Origin of the sequence: Stenotrophomonas sp. PvP093 (assembly GCF_017876915.1) — a bacterium.
Taxonomy (GTDB): domain Bacteria; phylum Pseudomonadota; class Gammaproteobacteria; order Xanthomonadales; family Xanthomonadaceae; genus Stenotrophomonas; species Stenotrophomonas muris.
The window spans coordinates 1,334,998-1,350,742 of the sequence record NZ_JAGIOX010000004.1; the positions used below are offsets into that span (position 1 = coordinate 1,334,998).

20 protein-coding genes are annotated in these 15,745 nt (G+C 68.4%); 11 read left to right on the forward strand and 9 right to left on the reverse strand.

What is annotated here, in order from left to right; translation table 11 throughout:
- Positions 1-7 precede the first annotated feature (7 nt).
- Positions 8-565 carry a DUF2058 domain-containing protein gene (locus J3A72_RS08660; RefSeq protein ID WP_075077038.1) on the forward strand — a complete coding sequence of 186 codons (558 nt, stop codon included), beginning with the start codon at positions 8-10 and terminating at the stop codon, positions 563-565.
- A gap of 170 nt (positions 566-735) precedes the next feature.
- Positions 736-1,002 carry a DksA/TraR family C4-type zinc finger protein gene (locus J3A72_RS08665; protein WP_075077037.1) on the forward strand — a complete coding sequence of 89 codons (267 nt, stop codon included), beginning with the start codon at positions 736-738 and terminating at the stop codon, positions 1,000-1,002.
- Between the two features lie 539 nt (positions 1,003-1,541).
- Here J3A72_RS08665 and J3A72_RS08670 read toward each other — a convergent pair.
- Together J3A72_RS08670 and J3A72_RS08675 are read right to left on the reverse strand one after the other, a co-directional pair.
- The gene (locus J3A72_RS08670; protein WP_080469282.1) at positions 1,542-2,135 is read right to left on the reverse strand and encodes a mechanosensitive ion channel family protein; all 594 of its coding nucleotides are present in this window, start codon (positions 2,133-2,135) and stop codon (positions 1,542-1,544) included.
- A 35-nt stretch (positions 2,136-2,170) separates the two neighbouring features.
- Positions 2,171-2,350 carry a hypothetical protein gene (locus tag J3A72_RS08675; protein WP_075076249.1) on the reverse strand — a complete coding sequence of 60 codons (180 nt, stop codon included), beginning with the start codon at positions 2,348-2,350 and terminating at the stop codon, positions 2,171-2,173.
- Positions 2,351-2,476: 126 nt separating this feature from the next.
- Between J3A72_RS08675 and J3A72_RS08680 the strand changes: the two genes are divergently transcribed.
- Genes J3A72_RS08680 through J3A72_RS08690 form a run of 3 tightly spaced genes read left to right on the forward strand, consistent with a single transcriptional unit; the run spans position 2,477 to position 4,478 of the window.
- On the forward strand, positions 2,477-3,055 hold the full coding sequence (locus J3A72_RS08680) for a sigma-70 family RNA polymerase sigma factor (protein WP_032958649.1): 579 nt from the start codon (positions 2,477-2,479) through the stop codon (positions 3,053-3,055).
- Positions 3,052-3,585, forward strand: a complete 534-nt coding sequence (locus J3A72_RS08685) for a hypothetical protein (RefSeq protein ID WP_046431913.1) — start codon at positions 3,052-3,054, stop codon at positions 3,583-3,585. Before J3A72_RS08680 ends, J3A72_RS08685 begins: the two co-directional genes overlap by 4 nt.
- Before the next feature lie 11 nt (positions 3,586-3,596).
- Entirely contained in the window at positions 3,597-4,478 is an 882-nt protein-coding gene (locus J3A72_RS08690; protein ID WP_032958651.1) for a DUF4097 family beta strand repeat-containing protein, read from the forward strand.
- 49 nt (positions 4,479-4,527) lie between these two features.
- Here J3A72_RS08690 and J3A72_RS08695 read toward each other — a convergent pair whose 3' ends face one another.
- The 3 genes from J3A72_RS08695 to J3A72_RS08705 all read right to left on the reverse strand — a co-directional run bounded on the left by J3A72_RS08695 (position 4,528) and on the right by J3A72_RS08705 (position 6,606).
- Entirely contained in the window at positions 4,528-4,710 is a 183-nt protein-coding gene (locus tag J3A72_RS08695) for a hypothetical protein (RefSeq protein ID WP_005410566.1), read from the reverse strand.
- 11 nt (positions 4,711-4,721) lie between these two features.
- A complete protein-coding gene (locus J3A72_RS08700) occupies positions 4,722-5,015 on the reverse strand; it encodes a YkgJ family cysteine cluster protein (RefSeq protein WP_053462562.1) in 294 nt (97 codons plus the stop codon).
- Between the two features lie 229 nt (positions 5,016-5,244).
- Positions 5,245-6,606, reverse strand: a complete 1,362-nt coding sequence (locus J3A72_RS08705; protein ID WP_075076250.1) for an Hsp70 family protein — start codon at positions 6,604-6,606, stop codon at positions 5,245-5,247.
- A gap of 193 nt (positions 6,607-6,799) precedes the next feature.
- Between J3A72_RS08705 and J3A72_RS08710 the strand changes: the two genes are divergently transcribed.
- Complete coding sequence (locus J3A72_RS08710; protein WP_010482882.1) at positions 6,800-7,135, forward strand: zinc ribbon domain-containing protein YjdM; 336 nt, start codon at positions 6,800-6,802, stop codon at positions 7,133-7,135.
- Between the two features lie 7 nt (positions 7,136-7,142).
- On the opposite strand, the gene J3A72_RS08715 is transcribed toward J3A72_RS08710, so the two are convergent.
- Positions 7,143-8,294 carry a tetratricopeptide repeat protein gene (locus J3A72_RS08715; RefSeq protein ID WP_075076251.1) on the reverse strand — a complete coding sequence of 384 codons (1,152 nt, stop codon included), beginning with the start codon at positions 8,292-8,294 and terminating at the stop codon, positions 7,143-7,145.
- Between the two features lie 229 nt (positions 8,295-8,523).
- Between J3A72_RS08715 and J3A72_RS08720 the strand changes: the two genes are divergently transcribed.
- The 4 genes from J3A72_RS08720 to J3A72_RS08735 all read left to right on the forward strand — a co-directional run bounded on the left by J3A72_RS08720 (position 8,524) and on the right by J3A72_RS08735 (position 11,388).
- The gene (locus J3A72_RS08720; protein WP_014647966.1) at positions 8,524-9,126 is read left to right on the forward strand and encodes a hypothetical protein; all 603 of its coding nucleotides are present in this window, start codon (positions 8,524-8,526) and stop codon (positions 9,124-9,126) included.
- A gap of 49 nt (positions 9,127-9,175) precedes the next feature.
- Positions 9,176-9,349: an oxidoreductase-like domain-containing protein gene (locus J3A72_RS08725; RefSeq protein WP_032958663.1), complete on the forward strand. Its 174-nt coding sequence runs from the start codon at positions 9,176-9,178 to the stop codon at positions 9,347-9,349.
- Positions 9,346-9,963, forward strand: coding sequence for a DUF998 domain-containing protein (locus J3A72_RS08730; RefSeq protein WP_014647965.1), 618 nt, complete (start codon positions 9,346-9,348; stop codon positions 9,961-9,963). The genes J3A72_RS08725 and J3A72_RS08730 overlap by 4 nt, the downstream gene beginning before the upstream one ends.
- Before the next feature lie 78 nt (positions 9,964-10,041).
- On the forward strand, positions 10,042-11,388 hold the full coding sequence (locus tag J3A72_RS08735) for an AcvB/VirJ family lysyl-phosphatidylglycerol hydrolase (protein WP_075076252.1): 1,347 nt from the start codon (positions 10,042-10,044) through the stop codon (positions 11,386-11,388).
- Between the two features lie 124 nt (positions 11,389-11,512).
- On the opposite strand, the gene mprF is transcribed toward J3A72_RS08735, so the two are convergent.
- Positions 11,513-14,077 carry a bifunctional lysylphosphatidylglycerol flippase/synthetase MprF gene (mprF, locus tag J3A72_RS08740; protein WP_014647963.1) on the reverse strand — a complete coding sequence of 855 codons (2,565 nt, stop codon included), beginning with the start codon at positions 14,075-14,077 and terminating at the stop codon, positions 11,513-11,515.
- 192 nt (positions 14,078-14,269) lie between these two features.
- On the opposite strand from mprF, the gene J3A72_RS08745 reads away from it, so the two are divergent.
- On the forward strand, positions 14,270-14,617 hold the full coding sequence (locus J3A72_RS08745) for a RidA family protein (RefSeq protein WP_075076253.1): 348 nt from the start codon (positions 14,270-14,272) through the stop codon (positions 14,615-14,617).
- Positions 14,618-14,667: 50 nt separating this feature from the next.
- Here the strand turns inward: J3A72_RS08745 and rnfB are convergent, their stop codons facing one another.
- On the reverse strand, positions 14,668-15,081 hold the full coding sequence (gene rnfB, locus J3A72_RS08750) for an Rnf electron transport complex subunit RnfB (RefSeq protein ID WP_075076254.1): 414 nt from the start codon (positions 15,079-15,081) through the stop codon (positions 14,668-14,670).
- A gap of 25 nt (positions 15,082-15,106) precedes the next feature.
- On the reverse strand, positions 15,107-15,697 hold the full coding sequence (locus J3A72_RS08755; protein WP_032958670.1) for an HAD family hydrolase: 591 nt from the start codon (positions 15,695-15,697) through the stop codon (positions 15,107-15,109).
- Positions 15,698-15,745: the final 48 nt, after the last annotated feature.

The following is a 15,745-nucleotide window of genomic DNA, read 5'->3' on the forward strand; positions in this document are numbered from 1 at the left end:
ACCGACCATGGCAAAGCCCAACGCGCTGCAGGAACAATTGCTCAAGGCCGGCCTGGCCAAGAAGTCGCAGGCCAGCGCCGCCGCACGCGAGCAGGCCAAGGCCCGCCAGGGCAAGGCCGAATCGACCTCGGCCGAGGTCCAGCGCGAGGCTGAACGTGCCCGCGCCGAGAAGGTCGAGCGCGACCGCGCACTGGCCGCCGAACGCAATGCCCAGGCCAGGCAGGCTGAACAGAAGGCCCAGGCCAGGCAGATCATCACGGCCCATGCCGTAACCCACAAGGGCGACGACGAGTACCGCTTCAGCGATGGCGCGGCGATCCGTACCCTGCTGATCGACCCCAAGCTGCGCAAGGCGCTGTCGGTGGGCGTGCTGGTCATCGTCGCCCACGGCGAGGGCTATGCGTTGCTGCCCCGCGCCGCCGCCGAAAAGGTGCGTGAACGCGCACCCGAAGCAATCATCGTCGACCACGGCCAGCCGGGCTCGACCGCCGAGATCTCCACCGGCAACGCAGAGGACGACGCCTATTACGCGCAGTTCCAGGTGCCCGACGACCTGGTCTGGTAAGCAAAAAGGGGACGGAGGGGATTAAGTCGCAATCGGCCTGATCGGATCCGTCGGCGTTCTGTTTGGCATCCTGAAGAGCAGCCGAGCATGGCTCGGCTCCACATGAAGGCCTTCCCTTTTGCCGGGGTGTATCGTCCCCATATCGGGCGACACACCTGCGGAGGATAGCCATGGCCACCGGTTGGGCAGGAGACGGCGCGGTCCAGGACCAGATCGACGCCACTGTCGATGATGCGATCGCCCGCGCGCGGCGACAGCTGCGCGACGGCCCCGGCCTGGACCACTGTGAGGAATGCGACGCGCCGATCCCGTTGGCGCGGCGCCAGGCTGTGCCTGGTGTGCGGTTGTGCGTTGCGTGCCAGCAGGCGCGGGACGACGAAGACCAGGCGCATGCCGGGTACAACCGGCGTGGCAGCAAGGACAGCCAGCTGAGGTAAACGGGTGTTTTATTGCAGGGCTGCGCCCTGCACCTGCTGAAGCAACGTCAACATCAAAGGCGCCATCCATGGCGCTCACTGATCTGGCCCCCCTCAACCGGACCCACCCCGCCTTCGACAGATTTCCGCGATCTGTTGGAACCTGCTGCTGATGGTGGGTGCCGACCGTTGGTCGGCACGGGGTCGGATCCAATTTTGACTATCGATATCTGACAGATGTGCCGACCAACGGTCGGCACCCACCAACAGCGCGCGGAATCTGTCAGAGGTGGGGCGGTGTGGGTGGGCAGGACCGTTGGCGCCATGGATGGCGCCATCGAGCCCCCATGGGTGAGGGCGCTTTGCTTGCGAAGCACTGCTTCGCAAGCGCCCGAACGCACAGCCGCCAGCGGCTGGGCCGGCCCCCGGAGGGGGGTTTACGGCGTGTCCTGACCACCCACACCGCCCCGCCATCCCACGGAATGCCGCTCTTGATCTTGCTTCGGCTTCGGCTTCGGCCTCTGCAGGTGCAGGGCGCAGCCCTGCCGAAAACTCCACCCTCAACCGTCGCCCTGGATGCCGCCGGGGGCCTGCGCCGGGTCGCGCCAGCGCCGTACCGTGCGCTGGAAGAACAGGTTGTTCGGCAGCTGCAGCACTGTGCCCTCGTGGCCCTCGCCGGTCTCCTGCAGCGTGGTGTAGATCAGGTTCACGTCGATCACCCGGCCCTTCAGGCCCGGCTTCTCGCCGTTCTCCAGCACCTCGATGTAGTCGTGCAGGCGGAACGGGCGGGTGGTGAAGATCAGCAGCGTGCAGAAGATGTTGGACAGCACGCTCCAGGCCGCGAAGAAGGCCACTGCGCCCACGGCCGCGAAGCCGGTGAACGCGGTCCACAGCACCGAGGGCTTCGCGCCGAGCAGGCTGAGGATGTACAGCAGGGCACTGAAATAGACCACGAAACTGGTGATCCGGCGCGCGCCCATCACCATCTCGGGCGGCAACGTGTAGTGCTCGGCGAAGCGGCGGATCAGGCGCCGGGCGAGCACGCGCAGGAGCCACGCGACCAGAAGCACCACTACGATCTGCAGGGCGACGCCGGCGTAGTTCAACCACGGGTGGGTCCAGGGCGGCAGGTGATCCTTCAGCGACAACATCATGGGGCGACAACAGGTTGCAATAACGACCTTCGATGTTACCCGGCGTGTGCCGGGGATTCGACCGCCGGGGCCCAGGCCAGGCACACCAGCGCCTGGCGGTGCTGTTGCAGGCAGGCACGGCCGTTACCGGGGTGCAGCTGCAGCGACAGGCCCAGCGCCTGCAGCACGACGCAGGCGGCGATCACCAGCAGGGCGGCGCAGGTTGGGCTGGACATGGCAGGACTCCTGGACGGCAATTTCGCGAAGGACCTTCCATGGATGCAGCAGGTGTTGAAAAGGTTGCACGGCAGTGATCGTCGTCCGGCTCTAAACCTTTTCCCGGGCCGCCGCATCCAAGCGATATGCTCGACACCACCATGCCCGCGCCGCCTGCCGCCCACGACGCCGTCGATGAACCCGCCCTGGTGCGGGCGGCCGCCGCCGGCGATACCTCGGCCTATGAACTGCTGTACCGGCGGCATGCACCGCGTGTGTTCGCCGTGCTGTGGCGGCTGTGCGGGGGCCAGCAGGCGCGTGCCGAAGACGCCTTGCAGGAAGCCTTCCTGCAGGCGTGGAAGGCGCTGCCGGGGTTCCGTTTCGAGAGCAGCCTGTCGACCTGGCTGCATCGCCTGGGCGTCAACGCTGCGCTGATGGAACTGCGTGGGCGCGCCGCCGGGCAGGACCACGACAGTCTTGATGATGTGGACGGAGGACTGCAGGAACTGGCCGTACACGACCGCTGCGCCGGTACCGAGCGCGACCTGGAGCGCGCGCTGGCGACGCTGCCGCCGAGGGCGCGCGCGGTACTGGTGCTGCATGACATCGAAGGCTGGAAACACCAGGAGATCGCCGCGCAGCTGCAGATGGCCGTCGGCAGCTCCAAGGCACAGTTGCATCGTGCGCGCGGCCTGTTGCGCGCACGGCTGGGAGACATGACATGAGTACACACGAACACGATTCCGACCACGATCTGGTGGCCCGACTGCGCGCGCTGCCATCCGAACGCGGCCTGCCCGCCGATGGCTGGGCGCGGTTGTCGGCGCAGCTGCCGCCGCGTGAACCACAGGCGGCGCCTGCGCCGACCGGCAACGTGGTGGTGCTGCCGGGGCGTTCGCGCCGGCGCTGGTGGTTGCCGGTGGGGGCCGCACTGGCCGCAAGCCTGGCGCTCTACGCGGTGGCGCCGTGGCGCCATGCGCAACCGGACGCGCCGGTGCCGTCTACCCTGCAACTGCAGGCCGCGGCGATGACCGAGCAGTACCAGCAGGCAGTGGCCTCGTTGCCCGCAGGCCGGGCGCCGGAATGGCAGCCGGCGCTGCACGAACTCGATGAGAGCGCGGCACAGATCCGGGCCGCGCTGGCGCAGGATCCACGCGCGCCGCATCTGCTTGGCCAGCTCAAGCGCACCTATGCGTTGCGGCTGGAATTGACCCGGCAGGCGGCCTATGCCGCCGAGTCCGGCCTGACGACCTGAGGAGACCCCCGATGACACGAACCCTGATGACCTGCTGCGCCGCGCTGTTGCTGCTGCCCGCGGTGGCCCTGGCTGACACCCGGATCGACGAGCGCCACAACCTGGCCGCCGGCGGCCGCATCGAACTGAGCAACGTGGCCGGCAAAGTGAGCGTGCGTGGCTGGGACCGCAACGACGTGCAGCTCACCGGTACGCTGAGCGATGGCCTGCAGCTGCGCCAGGAGAAGAGTGCCAACCGCGTGCGCTGGGAGATCGAGTATCCGCGTCGCAACAACAACGGCGGCGCGACGCTGGTGCTGAACGTGCCGCGCTCGGTGGAACTGCTGCTGAGTACGGTCAGTGCCAGCCAGGACATCAGCGGCATCGATGTGCGCCGCCTGCAGGCCGACACGGTCAGCGGCAGCCTGAGCGCCTCCGGTCGCAGCGGCGACAGCAAGCTCAATACGGTCAGCGGCGGTGTCATCGCGCGCCTGCAGACGCCGAAGCTGGACGTGAACACGGTCAGTGGCCGCATCGAAGCCGGCGGCGGCGTGTCCGGTGACATCGGTGCACAGACGGTATCCGGCCGGGTCGAGGTCGATGCCGGGCGGGTGCAGCGGCTGGCGGTGGAAACCGTGTCGGGCAGCATCGACCTGTCGGCGGCCGGGCTGGCGCCGGGGGGCCGTATCAATGTCGAATCGGTGAGCGCGTCGGTCAACCTGCGCCTGCCACGCACGGTTTCGGCGCAGCTGTCGGTGAACAGCTTCAGCGGGTCGATCAACAGCGACGCCGGCCAGGTGGAACGGCCGCGCTACGGCCCCGGCAGCCATCTCGATACTCGGCTCGGCAATGGCGACGGTGACATCCGCATCCAGTCGCATTCGGGCAGTGTGCGGGTACGCCTGGATCGCTGAGCGCGGTCCGGCAGGCCGCGGCGGCAGCGCCGCCGCGGTCGGAGCTGGGTCAGCTGGCTTTCTTCAGCGCCCAGGTAGTGCCGAGGACTTCGATCTTGCCACCGGCCTTGCGGAACGCTGCCAGGTCCGAAGCGATCGAATCGCTGCTGACCACGGTGCTGGCGGCCGCGCCCTTGCGTTCGCTGCGGATGCTGTTGCTGGCCTTCGCGGGGGTCTTTGCCTTGCGGGGCATGGTTGCTCCTGTCAGGTGGAAGGGGAGGAAAGCGCCCAGGCATCGGCCTGGCGCAGGTAGTCCTGCCGCTCGCGGCGGCAGTCATCGCCGCCCATCGAGAACTGGCGGCAGATCGCCGGGCGCTGCGAATAGATCGTGCAGCGCAGGTGATAGGGATCGATCGCCGCGCACCAGCCTTCCTCGTTGCGCGCCATCACGGCACGGCCGTGGGTGTCGCGTGACAGGAACTGGCCGGGCACGTGGTCGCCGGGCTGCAGCAGCACGGGCAACCGGCAACAGACCGCGTCACAACGGCGGCAGTCGATGGGTGCAGGTGCTGCGTCAGGTTGTAAGGCCTCAGGGGCCTGGCGGGTGCCCAAAGCGGGTCTCAATGGCGGCTCAGGTGCTGCGCGGACCATGAACGAGCCAGGAAGGCATGGCCGCTAGGCCCGCTGGGCGGGCCAGGCTGCACCGTGGACACACACCGGCATGGCCGGTGGAAGGGGCAGCAGGGTTCTAGCCGACCAAGAGTAACTTAGACCGCGTAACGTTTTGTTAATCCTGGCTGGCTGCCGCCAGCGCAAGGCCCTGGACCACGCCCAGCGAGGGCTCGCCGTGGACCATGCGGGCGCCCGGGAAGGCGGCCGCCACCGCCTGGCGCAGGTAGCCGGCGCGGGACATGCCACCGGTCAGGAACACGGCATCCGGGTCGCCGCCGATGTCGCTGCGGACCTGGGCCAGCAGCTCGCGGATCTGCTCCAGGTAGCCATGGGCGGCGGCGGCCAGGCCGTCGGCGCTGCTGTCGGCATGCAGGTCGCGGGCGATGTAGTCCAGCGTGCTGCGGTGCTCGCTGGCAGCGCTGAGGGCGATCTTGGCGCGTTCGACGTCACGGTACAGGCGGGCGGTGTTGCCGGTGTCCTGCAGGGCCTGCAGGCGGTCGCCCCAGGGCGCGTCGACATGGTCGTACTTGTGCAGGCGGAAGTCGCGCTGGCGGGTCATGTCCTGCACGGTGGCCGCTTCCACGTAGTGGTGGGCCGGCACGCGGGTGATGCCGCGGCCGAACAGCGGCATGTAGCTGGACAGGCTCAGCGCCAGATCGATGTCGGTACCGCCGCGGGCGATACCCCAGGCGCGGTGGATGCGCGGGGCGTCGTCGCCGCCGACTTCGGCATGGGCGATGTCGGTGGTGCCGCCGCCGATATCGACGATCACCGCCTGGTGCCGCTCGCGGCTTTCGGCGTGGTAATGCATGGCCGCCGCGGCTGGCTCCTCGAGGAAATCAACCTGGTCGAAGCCGGCCTGGGTGGCCGCTTCACGCAGGATGTCCAGCGCCTGGTCGTTGCCGGCTGCGCCGATCGAACTGCGGAACTGCACCGGGCGCCCGAGCAGGGCGGCGCGCAGCGGCCGGCCGAGCTGGGCACTGGCGGTCAGGCGGATGTGTTCGAGGATGTGCGCGGCGATGCCGGTGATGGTCTGCTTCGCGCGCGGGTGCAGGTTGTAGCCGAGCATCGACTTCGGGCTCTGCACCAGGTTGCCTTCGTGTTCCTCGAAATAGGCTTCCAGCGCTTCGTCGCCGTAGACCGCGTTCTGCAGCAGGTCGTTGGCGCTGCGTTCCTTGCCGGCGCGGGCTTCCATCCATTCCCGGCGCAGCGCGCGCAGGGCTTCGCGGCGCAGCGCCTGCGGCGTGCGTTCCTGGCCGGCGGCGCGCGCCGCGCGCGCGGCGCTGTCGATCATCTGCTGCAGCTGGTGTTCCTGGCCGTCGTCGAGCTGGAAGTCGTCCGGGTCGGGCACCACGCCGGGGAAGTACACACTGGTGCGGAACTGCTCGGCGTCGCCGAAGCGGATCGGCAGCAGTGTTCCCTCATGCACGATGGCGGCGGCGGAGTTGCTGGTACCGAAGTCGATGCCGAGGCGCATGGGGAGTTCCGGGGGGCGATCAGGGGCCGCGCACTCTGCTGCAGTTCGCCGCCGACTGCAAGTTCCTGCGGCCTCCCATTCCGTATCGGGAGGCCGGATCGGGTCAAGCCGGGAGCCGGGCGCCGCCCGGAAAAGGGCAGGCGAGCCGGGCGGTTACAATGGCGGCTGTTGATTCACTTTGAGGTACTTGCTGATGTCTTCTGCCCCCGCCTGCCCGCAGTGCACCCTGGAAAACACCTATGCCGATGGCGCGCTGTGGATCTGCGCCGACTGCGGCTTCGAATGGACCGCCGAGGAAAGTGCCGGTTCGACCCTGGTCGTGCGTGACAGCAACGGCAATACCCTGCAGGCCGGTGACACGGTCACCGTGATCAAGGACCTGAAGGTGAAGGGTTCCTCGATCCCGCTCAAGCAGGGCACCGTGATCCGCAACATCCGCCTGGTCGAGGACGATGCCGAGCACATCGAAGGCAACTCGGACAAGATCAAGGGCCTGGTCCTGAAGACCTGCTTCCTCAAGAAGGCCTGACCGGCCTTCAGCGCCTGGCCTGCTGCTGTGCGCGCCAGCGGGCCAGGCTGTCCAGCTTGGCCTGGTAGCGCGCCTGCTGCGGGGCACCGCCAAGCGCCTGCGCGCGCAGCAGTTCACGATCGGCGCGCTTGAGCTGGCCGGCCAGGAAATAGGCCCGCGCCAGCCCGAAGTGGAACTGGTGTGCGGTGTCGTACAGGCGCACGGCCTGCCGGTAATAGCGGATCGCCTGATCCAGTCGGCCGGCGCGTTCGGCCTCGGCGCCGAGCATGTACTGCGCGAACGGATCCTCGCGCTGCACCGACTGCAGGCGCTGCTCCAGCGCCTGCGCCTGAATGATCATGCCCAGCTTCCGGTACAGCGCGCTGGCGTTGGTCAGTGCAGCGTCCTGGCGGCCGTCCAGTCGCAGCGCCGTTTCCAATGCCCGGCGCGCGGCGGCGGTATCGCCCGTACGGTTTTCCAGCACGCCCAGGTTGTTCCAGGTGGCGGCGAAGCTGTTGTCCTGTGCCAGCGCGGCATTGAAGAAGGTGCGTGCACCCACCAGATCGCCGCTGGCCATGCGTTCGGCGCCGCGGTTGTTGTAGAAGTGTGCCAATGCCCGTGCCTGGCTGATCGGCAGCGGCCCGCGGCGGTCGTACAGCACGTTGCGATCCAGATCGACGGTGGCGAAGCGGCCGGCGAAGCCGACCCCGGCATTGACGTGGCCGACGCTGTAGACCAGGCCCTGGGCCTGGTCCTGGTACCACGACACGACCTGGCCGACTTCCTGCACGCGTGCCTGGATGCCGGCTTCGCGTGCCAGCGCGACGAACATCAGGGTAAAGGCCAGGCAGTTGGCGCGCCGCTGCTGCCAGATCTCGCTGACGGTGAAGGTCGCATCGGCGTCGTACTGCAGGTCCAGGCCGTGGCGGTCGAAGATCATCTCCACCAGCGCCTGCAGGCGCTGCTCGCGGGAGTAACCGTGATTGATCACCTGCGTGCGCAGCATGTCGCGCATCGCCGGTGGAATCGCGAACACCTGCTGCGGCGTCGGCATCGCCGGAGTGGTGGTGCTGGCAACGGCCAGCGGCGCGGCCGTTCCCGGATGATCCTGTGCGATCGCGGACGGTGCTGCCAATGCGGCCAGTGCGAGCAGAACGAATCGGGCGGCAGGACGGTACATGACGGCTCCCGGCAGCGGCGGGCGCTCCCGCCTGAGGCGAGTGTAGACCTGTGCGCGCACCGCTGCAGCGACCGTTGGTCGGTCCGCACGTTCATCCACAACCGGTGTGGACCAGCGCTCGGGAAAGCTGTGGACAACCGCGTTGCGGCCTAGTGCGAAGGGCGTTGTGAGGACGTGGTGAAAAAAGCGACAGCTTGCCCGTCAACCGCGCAGGCGGGATGATCCGGGCATGGACTTTTCCCCGCTGACGCTCGCTCCGGCGCAGTGGCAGGCGCTGCAGGACAGCTATGCAACGCCACCACGCGCCTACCATCACTTCGGCCACGTGCGCGCGGTGCTGCAGCACTGCCAGGAGGTTGCCGACGGCCCCGGCTGGCAGCAGCCGGCCGAGGTCTACCTGGCCGTGCTCTACCACGATGCGATCTACGTGGCGGGGCGAAAGGACAACGAAGCACGTTCGGCGCAGATGGCCCTGCAGGCGATCACGCAGGCGCCGGAACTCGCCGCTGTCGATGCCGCCCGGGTCGAGCAGCTGATCCTGCTGACCGCCCGCCATGGCGCGCTCGGCCCGGACGATGTCGATGCCGAGGCCGCGCTGTTCCTGGACTGCGACATGGCGATCCTGGCCGCGCCGGAACCGGTGTTCACCGCCTATGACCGGGGCGTGGCCGAAGAGTACAAGGGCGTGGTGCCGGGCTTCCTGTATCGCGCTGGCCGCCGCCGTTTCCTGCAGGGCCTGCTGCGCGCACCGCGCATCTTCCTCAGCGAGTTCTTCCACCAGCGCCTCGACGCGGCCGCGCGCGACAACCTGCGGCGGCAGCTGGGTCGCTGAGCCAGCCCGCTACACTGGGGCCCGTTTCCACCGATTGCCGCTTCCAACCGTGTCCGTCCCTGACCCCGATCCCCGTCCGCTGCCGCCGGAAGAGCCCGGTCCCAACGAATGCTGTGGCAGCGGTTGCCCGCTGTGCGTGCTGGACCTGTATGCCGACGAGCTGCAGCGCTATCGCAAGGCGTTGGCCGAATGGCAGGCGCGGCACCCGGAAGCCTCCGCATGAGCCGCGCGCGTCCGGCGGCGCTGCTGGCGCTGGCAGCCCTGGTTCTGTTCCTGGTTACCGCGCTGTGGACCCAGTTCGCACGCACCGACCTGGACTGGGTGCGGGCCACGCTCAGCCTCTACCTGCACGGGCCGTGGGGGCTGGCGTTGCGTGCGGCGTACTGCCTGCTGGCACTGGCGATCACCCTGCTCGGCATCGCCCTTTATCGCGGCAGCATCGGTCCGCGGCGCAGCGCGGCGGCGCCGCTGCTGTTCACGGTCTCGGCGCTGGGCCTGGCCACGGTCGCCATCGGTGACAGCTGGCTGCCCGAAGCAACCCCGCTGCTGGCACCGTTCATCCACGGGTTGGCGGCCAACACTGCGTTCCTGTGTGCCAGCGTCGGCATGCTGCTGCAGGCCTGGTACCTGCGCCGCGAACCGGGCTGGCAATCCGCCGCCGGCCTGCTCTGGGGCTGGGCCTGGCTGGCCTTCGTGCTGCTGTGGCTGCACGTGCTGTGGCGTGGCGGGCCGCCGCGCGGGCTGGGGCAGAAAGTGGTGATCGTGGTGATCGTGGGCTGGCTGCTGTATCTGGCGCTGGCGCTGTATCGGCGCAGTCGTCGCGCCGCAGCCTGCTGAAACCCCAACGGCCTGCACCGGTACGTGCCGTGCACGTGGAGGCAGCGTATCGTGTGCGCATTCCATCGGGGCTGCGATATGAAGCGTGCAGGGCTGGGCAGGGTAATGGGCGTGGTGCTGGCGCTGGCCGCACTGCCGGCAACCGCGGCAGCGACCGTGCAGCAGTTCAGCCACGGGCGGTTCGAACAGATTCCGGTGCATATGCCGGCCGGTACCCCGCAGCGGGTGGTGATCTGGTTCCACGAACCGACTCCCGGTGGCGATACCAGCCGTCTGCCGATCGAGGCCCTGCGTGCCGACGGTGCGATGGTCGCCGCCGTGGACATCGCGCACCTGCGCGGCGTGCTCAAGCGCGAAGGCAACCCGACCTGTTCGTTCGGTTCCGGCGATGTCGAGAATTTCTCGCGCTGGCTGCAGGCCTCGCTGCATCTGCCCGGGTACCACCTGCCGCTGGTCGGCGGCGATGGCGAAGGCGCTGAAATGGCCTATGCGCTGGCTGCGCAGGCCGATACGCAGGTGTTCGCCGGCCTGCTCACCACTGGTTTCTGCCCGGACCACAACCACGAGCGCATGGTCTGCGGCGATGGCGTGAAGCGCAACACGCTGCAACCCGCCGAGCTGAACTTCCCGTGGTTGAGTGCAGCCGGTGATCACGGCTGCAAGGCGGGCGAGGCCAGCGGTTTCGTGCAGCAGGTGGCGATGGCGCGCGAGTTCAAGCGCACGGCGCGTGGTGATGCCTCACCGGGCCTGGTGGCTGCAGCGCGGGTGATGGGTGCGCAGGCAGGCGTCAGCCTGGCACCGCCGCCGGCCGCGCTGAAGGGCCTGCCGGTGGTGGAAGTACCGTCGACCGGCAACGGCGACACGCTGGCCGTGTTCGTCTCCGGTGATGGTGGCTGGGCCGGCCTGGACAAGGACGTGGCGTCGTCGCTCAACGAGCACGGCGTGGCCGTGGTCGGCATCGACTCGCTGCGCTACTTCTGGAGCGAGCGCACGCCGAAGGGCTTCGCTGCTGACCTGCAGAAGATCATCGATCACTACCGCCAGCAGTGGCACCGCGACAAGGTGATGCTGATCGGTTTCTCGCAGGGGGCCGACGTGCTGCCGGCGACCATCAACCAGCTCGATGCCGATACCCGTGCAGCGCTGGACCGCATCGTGCTGCTGTCGGTAGGCAAGAAGGCCGACTTCGAGTTCCACGTCAGCAACTGGCTGGGCGGCGGCGGCCACGGCCTGCCGATCGCGCCGGAAGTGGCCAGACTGCCGGCGGAGAAAACGCTGTGCGTGTACGGCGACAAGGATGAGGACGCACTGTGCCCGGACCTGCCGGCCAATGACGGTGTGAAGAAGGTGAAGCTGCCGGGTGACCACCATTTCGGTGGTGACTATGATCGGCTGGCCGAGGTGATCCTCAAGGGCGGTATGTAGCGCTTGGTAGACGCCGACCTTGGTCGGCGCTGGGGCTGAGGGCGCCTTGGGGATGAGCGTGTCGACCAAAGTCGACACCTACCGGGCGACAGGTGGCGCCGGGTATGCCTGGTGGTACGGGGCTTCAGTTGCGCCGCGGGTCCAGCGAGATCAGGCGCGTGGCATCCAGCAGTGCGGCCGGCAGGTGCATGCCGCCCGGCGCAGCGAGATAGCGTGGCCGCCACTGCGGGTCGAACTTCGACTTGAAGCGGCGCAGGCCACTGAAGCCGTAGAAGCGTTCGCCATGCCGCGCCAGCAGGCCGGCCAGGCGGTTCCAGCGGCCGGCCAGGCGATGCTGTGCCAGCCCGGACAGTGGCGCCATGCCCAGCGAGAAGCGTGCATAGCCCTGCGCGCGGCCCCACAGGAACAGTTCGATGAAGAGGAAGTCCATCGTCCCCTTCGGCGCCTCGTTGACGTGGCGCATCAGGTCCACCGACAGCTCGGCACCGGCCGGTGCCTGCCACAGGTTGGCAAACGCCACGATCTGGCCTTCGGCCTCCACCAGTGCCACCGGGAACCGCACCAGGTAATCCGGGTCGTAGCTGCCCAGCGAAAAGCCCTTTTCGTCGCCGGCCTTGTCTTCCAGCCACGCGTTGGAAATCGCGTGCAGGCGCGGCAGCAGGCTGGGAATTTCCTCCACCGGTGCCACACGGAAGGACAGGCCGCCGCGCTTGCCCCGGTTCCAGGCCTGGCGCAGGTCCGCACGTTCGCGGCCTTCCAGGCCGAAATCGTGCAGCGGCACCATCGCTTCTTCGCCCAGCTTGACCAGGCCCAGGCCCAGGTCGAGGTAGGTCTGCCAGTAGGACTCGCCGACCTGGTAGAACACCGGGCGCAGGCCGAGCCGGTCGGCTTCCTCGCGGAAGCGCCAGATCAATGCGCGGGCGACCTCCGGCGGGCCGACCGGATCGCCCATCGCGATCAGCGAACCGCCGTAGCGCTGCATCATCACGAAGCCCTGTTTGGCCTCGTCGCGCAGCACCGCCTTGTCGGCGGTCAGCACCAGGCAGGCCTGGGTATCGGTGGCACCGGCCAGTACCGGCGCCAGTGATTGCAGCGTGGCCTCGTCGGCGGCTGGCAGCGGGCTGCGCGTGCTGTGCAGCAGCCGCGCCAGGCCGAACATCACCAGCGCGATCGCCACGACCAGCAACGCGCGCAGCGCGCGTGGTGCGTTGCCGGATATCGCAAACTGCCACCACAGCTCGTTCTGGTATTCGACATGGCTGTAGGTGAAGAACAGCAGCCAGGTGACCGCGACCAGCACCAGGCCGAGGTTGCGCAGCCACGGCCATGACCAGGCTTCGTCCAGCAGCGCGCCCTGGCGGTAGAACTCGCGACGTGCGGCCCACAGTGCCATCGCCACCAGCACTGCCGAGACGGCGATCAACAGTTGGCCACCCCGCAGCCACAGCGGCAGCGGGGTGATCACGCACACCGCCATCGCCAGCACCCACGCGGCGTGGCTGCGCCGGGCCAGGCCCTGGCCGATCAGCAGCAGCGCGACGCCGCTGAGGCTGCCGATCAGGTGCGAGGTCTCCAGGATCGGCAGCGAGGCATTGACCAGGTGACGGCGTGGCGTCGGCAGCGTGCCGTCGATGACCAGTGCGGCGCCGATGCTGAACACCGCCAGCGCGATGATCTGCGGCAGCCACGGGCGCAGCGCGTTCCAGCCCGCACGGGTTGCCCCGGCGCTGGCCTGCAGCGGTTGGCGCAGGGCGGGCGCGAGCGCGAGCAGGGTGGCCAGCACCAGCGGCAGCACGTAGTAAGTGACGCGGTAGATCAGCGCCGCTGCCAGCACCGCCGCCGGTGCCACCTGCGGCAACAGCTTCAGCAGGCTCCACTCGAACACGCCAAGGCCGGCGGGCACGGTCGAGACCAGGCCGGCCAGCACGGCCACCAGGTACAGGCCGACGAAGCCGGGCAGTCCGGTCGGCGTGGAGTCCGGCAGCAGCACGTAGAACGCGGCACTGGCCAGCACCAGTTCGATCACGCTCAGCACGGTGACGCCGATCATGGTGCGGCGGTCGGGCAGCCACAACGCATGGCCGAACACGCTGAACTGCCGTCCATCGCGGCCGACCAGCAGCACGGTGCCGAGATATGCGAGCAGGGCGACGATGCCGACGATGCGCACGGCATCGGGATTCAATGGCAATGCCAACGCTGCCGCTGCAGGTTCCATGCACAGTGCCACGCTGATCAGCAGCCATGCCCCGAACACGAAGCCGAGCGTGCTCATCAGCACCACCTGGCCGATCTGCGCCAGGTCCAGGCCGGCGCTGCGGTAGCCACGCAGGCGCACCGCGCCGCCGGTCAACGCGGCAAAGCCCACGGTCTGGCCCAGCGTGTGCGCAAGGAACGCGGTGATGCCGACTCGCGCAGGGTGCACGCGGATGCCGCTGCGACGCAGGCCGATGGCATCGAAGCCGATCAGGCAGGCGTAACTGGCCAGGCCGAGTACCACGGTGAGCGCGATCTGCATGCCACTGAGCTGGCGGAACGCCTGGCGGATGGCCCGGTAGCCGTGCTCGTCGAACTCGTTGGCCAGGCCGTGCAGGGCCAGGGCGAGGATCAGCAGCGGGATGACGATGGTGGCAACCCGCTTCCAGGCTGGCGTGGAAGGGGCAGTGGTGGAATCGACGGGGACGGTCATCGGCGCAAGGGTGCGGCAGGAGGGGCGAGGGCGGTGTCAACGCGGGCGTGGCGCATCGTGCGCCTGTCATCGTCATTTGACCAGTGGGACCGTCGGAGCCCGGTAGTGACGTGTCGCGGAAGGTGCCCGTGCACCCACCGTCGACCGGATTGGAGGACAATGCAGGCCTGATCACCCGCAGGAGCCACGCCCATGATGGAGCGTTACGACGTCGGACCGCGCATGTCCGAAATGACCGTGTACAACAAGGTCGCCTACCTCTCCGGCCAGATTCCGGAAGACACCAGCCAGGACATCACCGGGCAGACCCGGCAGGTGCTGGCGGAGATCGACAAGCTGCTGGCACTGGTCGCCAGTGATCGCCAGCACGTGCTGCGCGCGGAAGTGTTCCTGGCCGATATCGCCGACTTCGACGGCATGAACAAGGCGTGGGGCGAGTGGGTGGTCGAGGGCGCGACCCCGGCCCGCGCAACCTTCGAAGCCAAGCTGGCCCACGCCGAGTGGAAGGTCGAGATCGTCGTGACGGCGGCCGTGCCGTAACTGCGGGATGGGGTCGGATCCCCTTCCCGCGGAAAGGGATCCGACCCCTGTTACAGGTGCAGCAACTCGATGCAGTCCACCGGGCACGGCGGAATGCACAGTTCGCAACCGGTGCACAGATCGGCGATGACCGTGTGCATGTACTTGGCGCCGCCGACGATGGCGTCCACCGGGCAGGCCTGGATGCACTTGGTGCAGCCGATGCAGTCGGCTTCCACGATCAGCGCCACCTGCGGCACCTTGTGTTCGCCACGCGAACGATCAAACGGAATGGCAGGCACGCCCAGTACCTGCGCCAGCGCGCGCGCGCCGGCATCGCCGCCCGGCGGGCAGCGGTCCACGCCCACCTCGCCGCGCGCCATCGCCTGCGCATACGGGCGGCAGCCGTCGTAGCCGCACTGCCCGCATTGGGTCTGCGGCAGCAGGCGGTCGAGGCGTTCGGTCAGGGGCGGGATCAGGCTCATGCGTGGCGAAGGCTGCGCGTCGGGGTTACTTCAGGGGTTTGCCACGGAACCAGCGCTCGTGGGCCAGCGCCAGCATCGGCTTGTCTTCGGAACTGTCACCGTAGGCATGGATACGCACGTAGCGGGACAGATCGAACTGGCGACGGATGTGCTCGACCTTGCGCGGGCCGCAGTCGCCACCGGCATAGCGACCGGTCAGGCGGCCGTCCTGGCTTTCCAGCCGGTTGCAGATCAACTGAAGGCCCAGCTGCTCGCACCATGGCCGCAGGTACAGGTCGAGCGAGCCGGACACGATCACCACGGTATGCTGCTGTTCCCTGTGCCAGCGGATCTGCTCCAGCATTTCCGGGCGCACCACCTCGGGCAGGAACTCACGCGAGAAGCCTGCGGCCAGCGTGGCGATGTCATCGCTGTGGCGGTTGCTGAAGGTCAGGCGGGTGACGCGTGCACGGATGCGTTCGGCCGAGATCAGTTTCAGCTTGTATGCGGCCAGCCACGGGCCGACCTTCCACCACGCCTGCGCCAGCTGTTCGGCGGTGGCCACGCGGCGCAGGAAACGGCCATAGGTATCGCAGGTGGTCACGGTGTGGTCGAAGTCGAACAGCGCCAGTTCCATTCCATTGCTTCCCATCGCGTTGCCTCCGCTGGCCGATGCTGCCGGCAG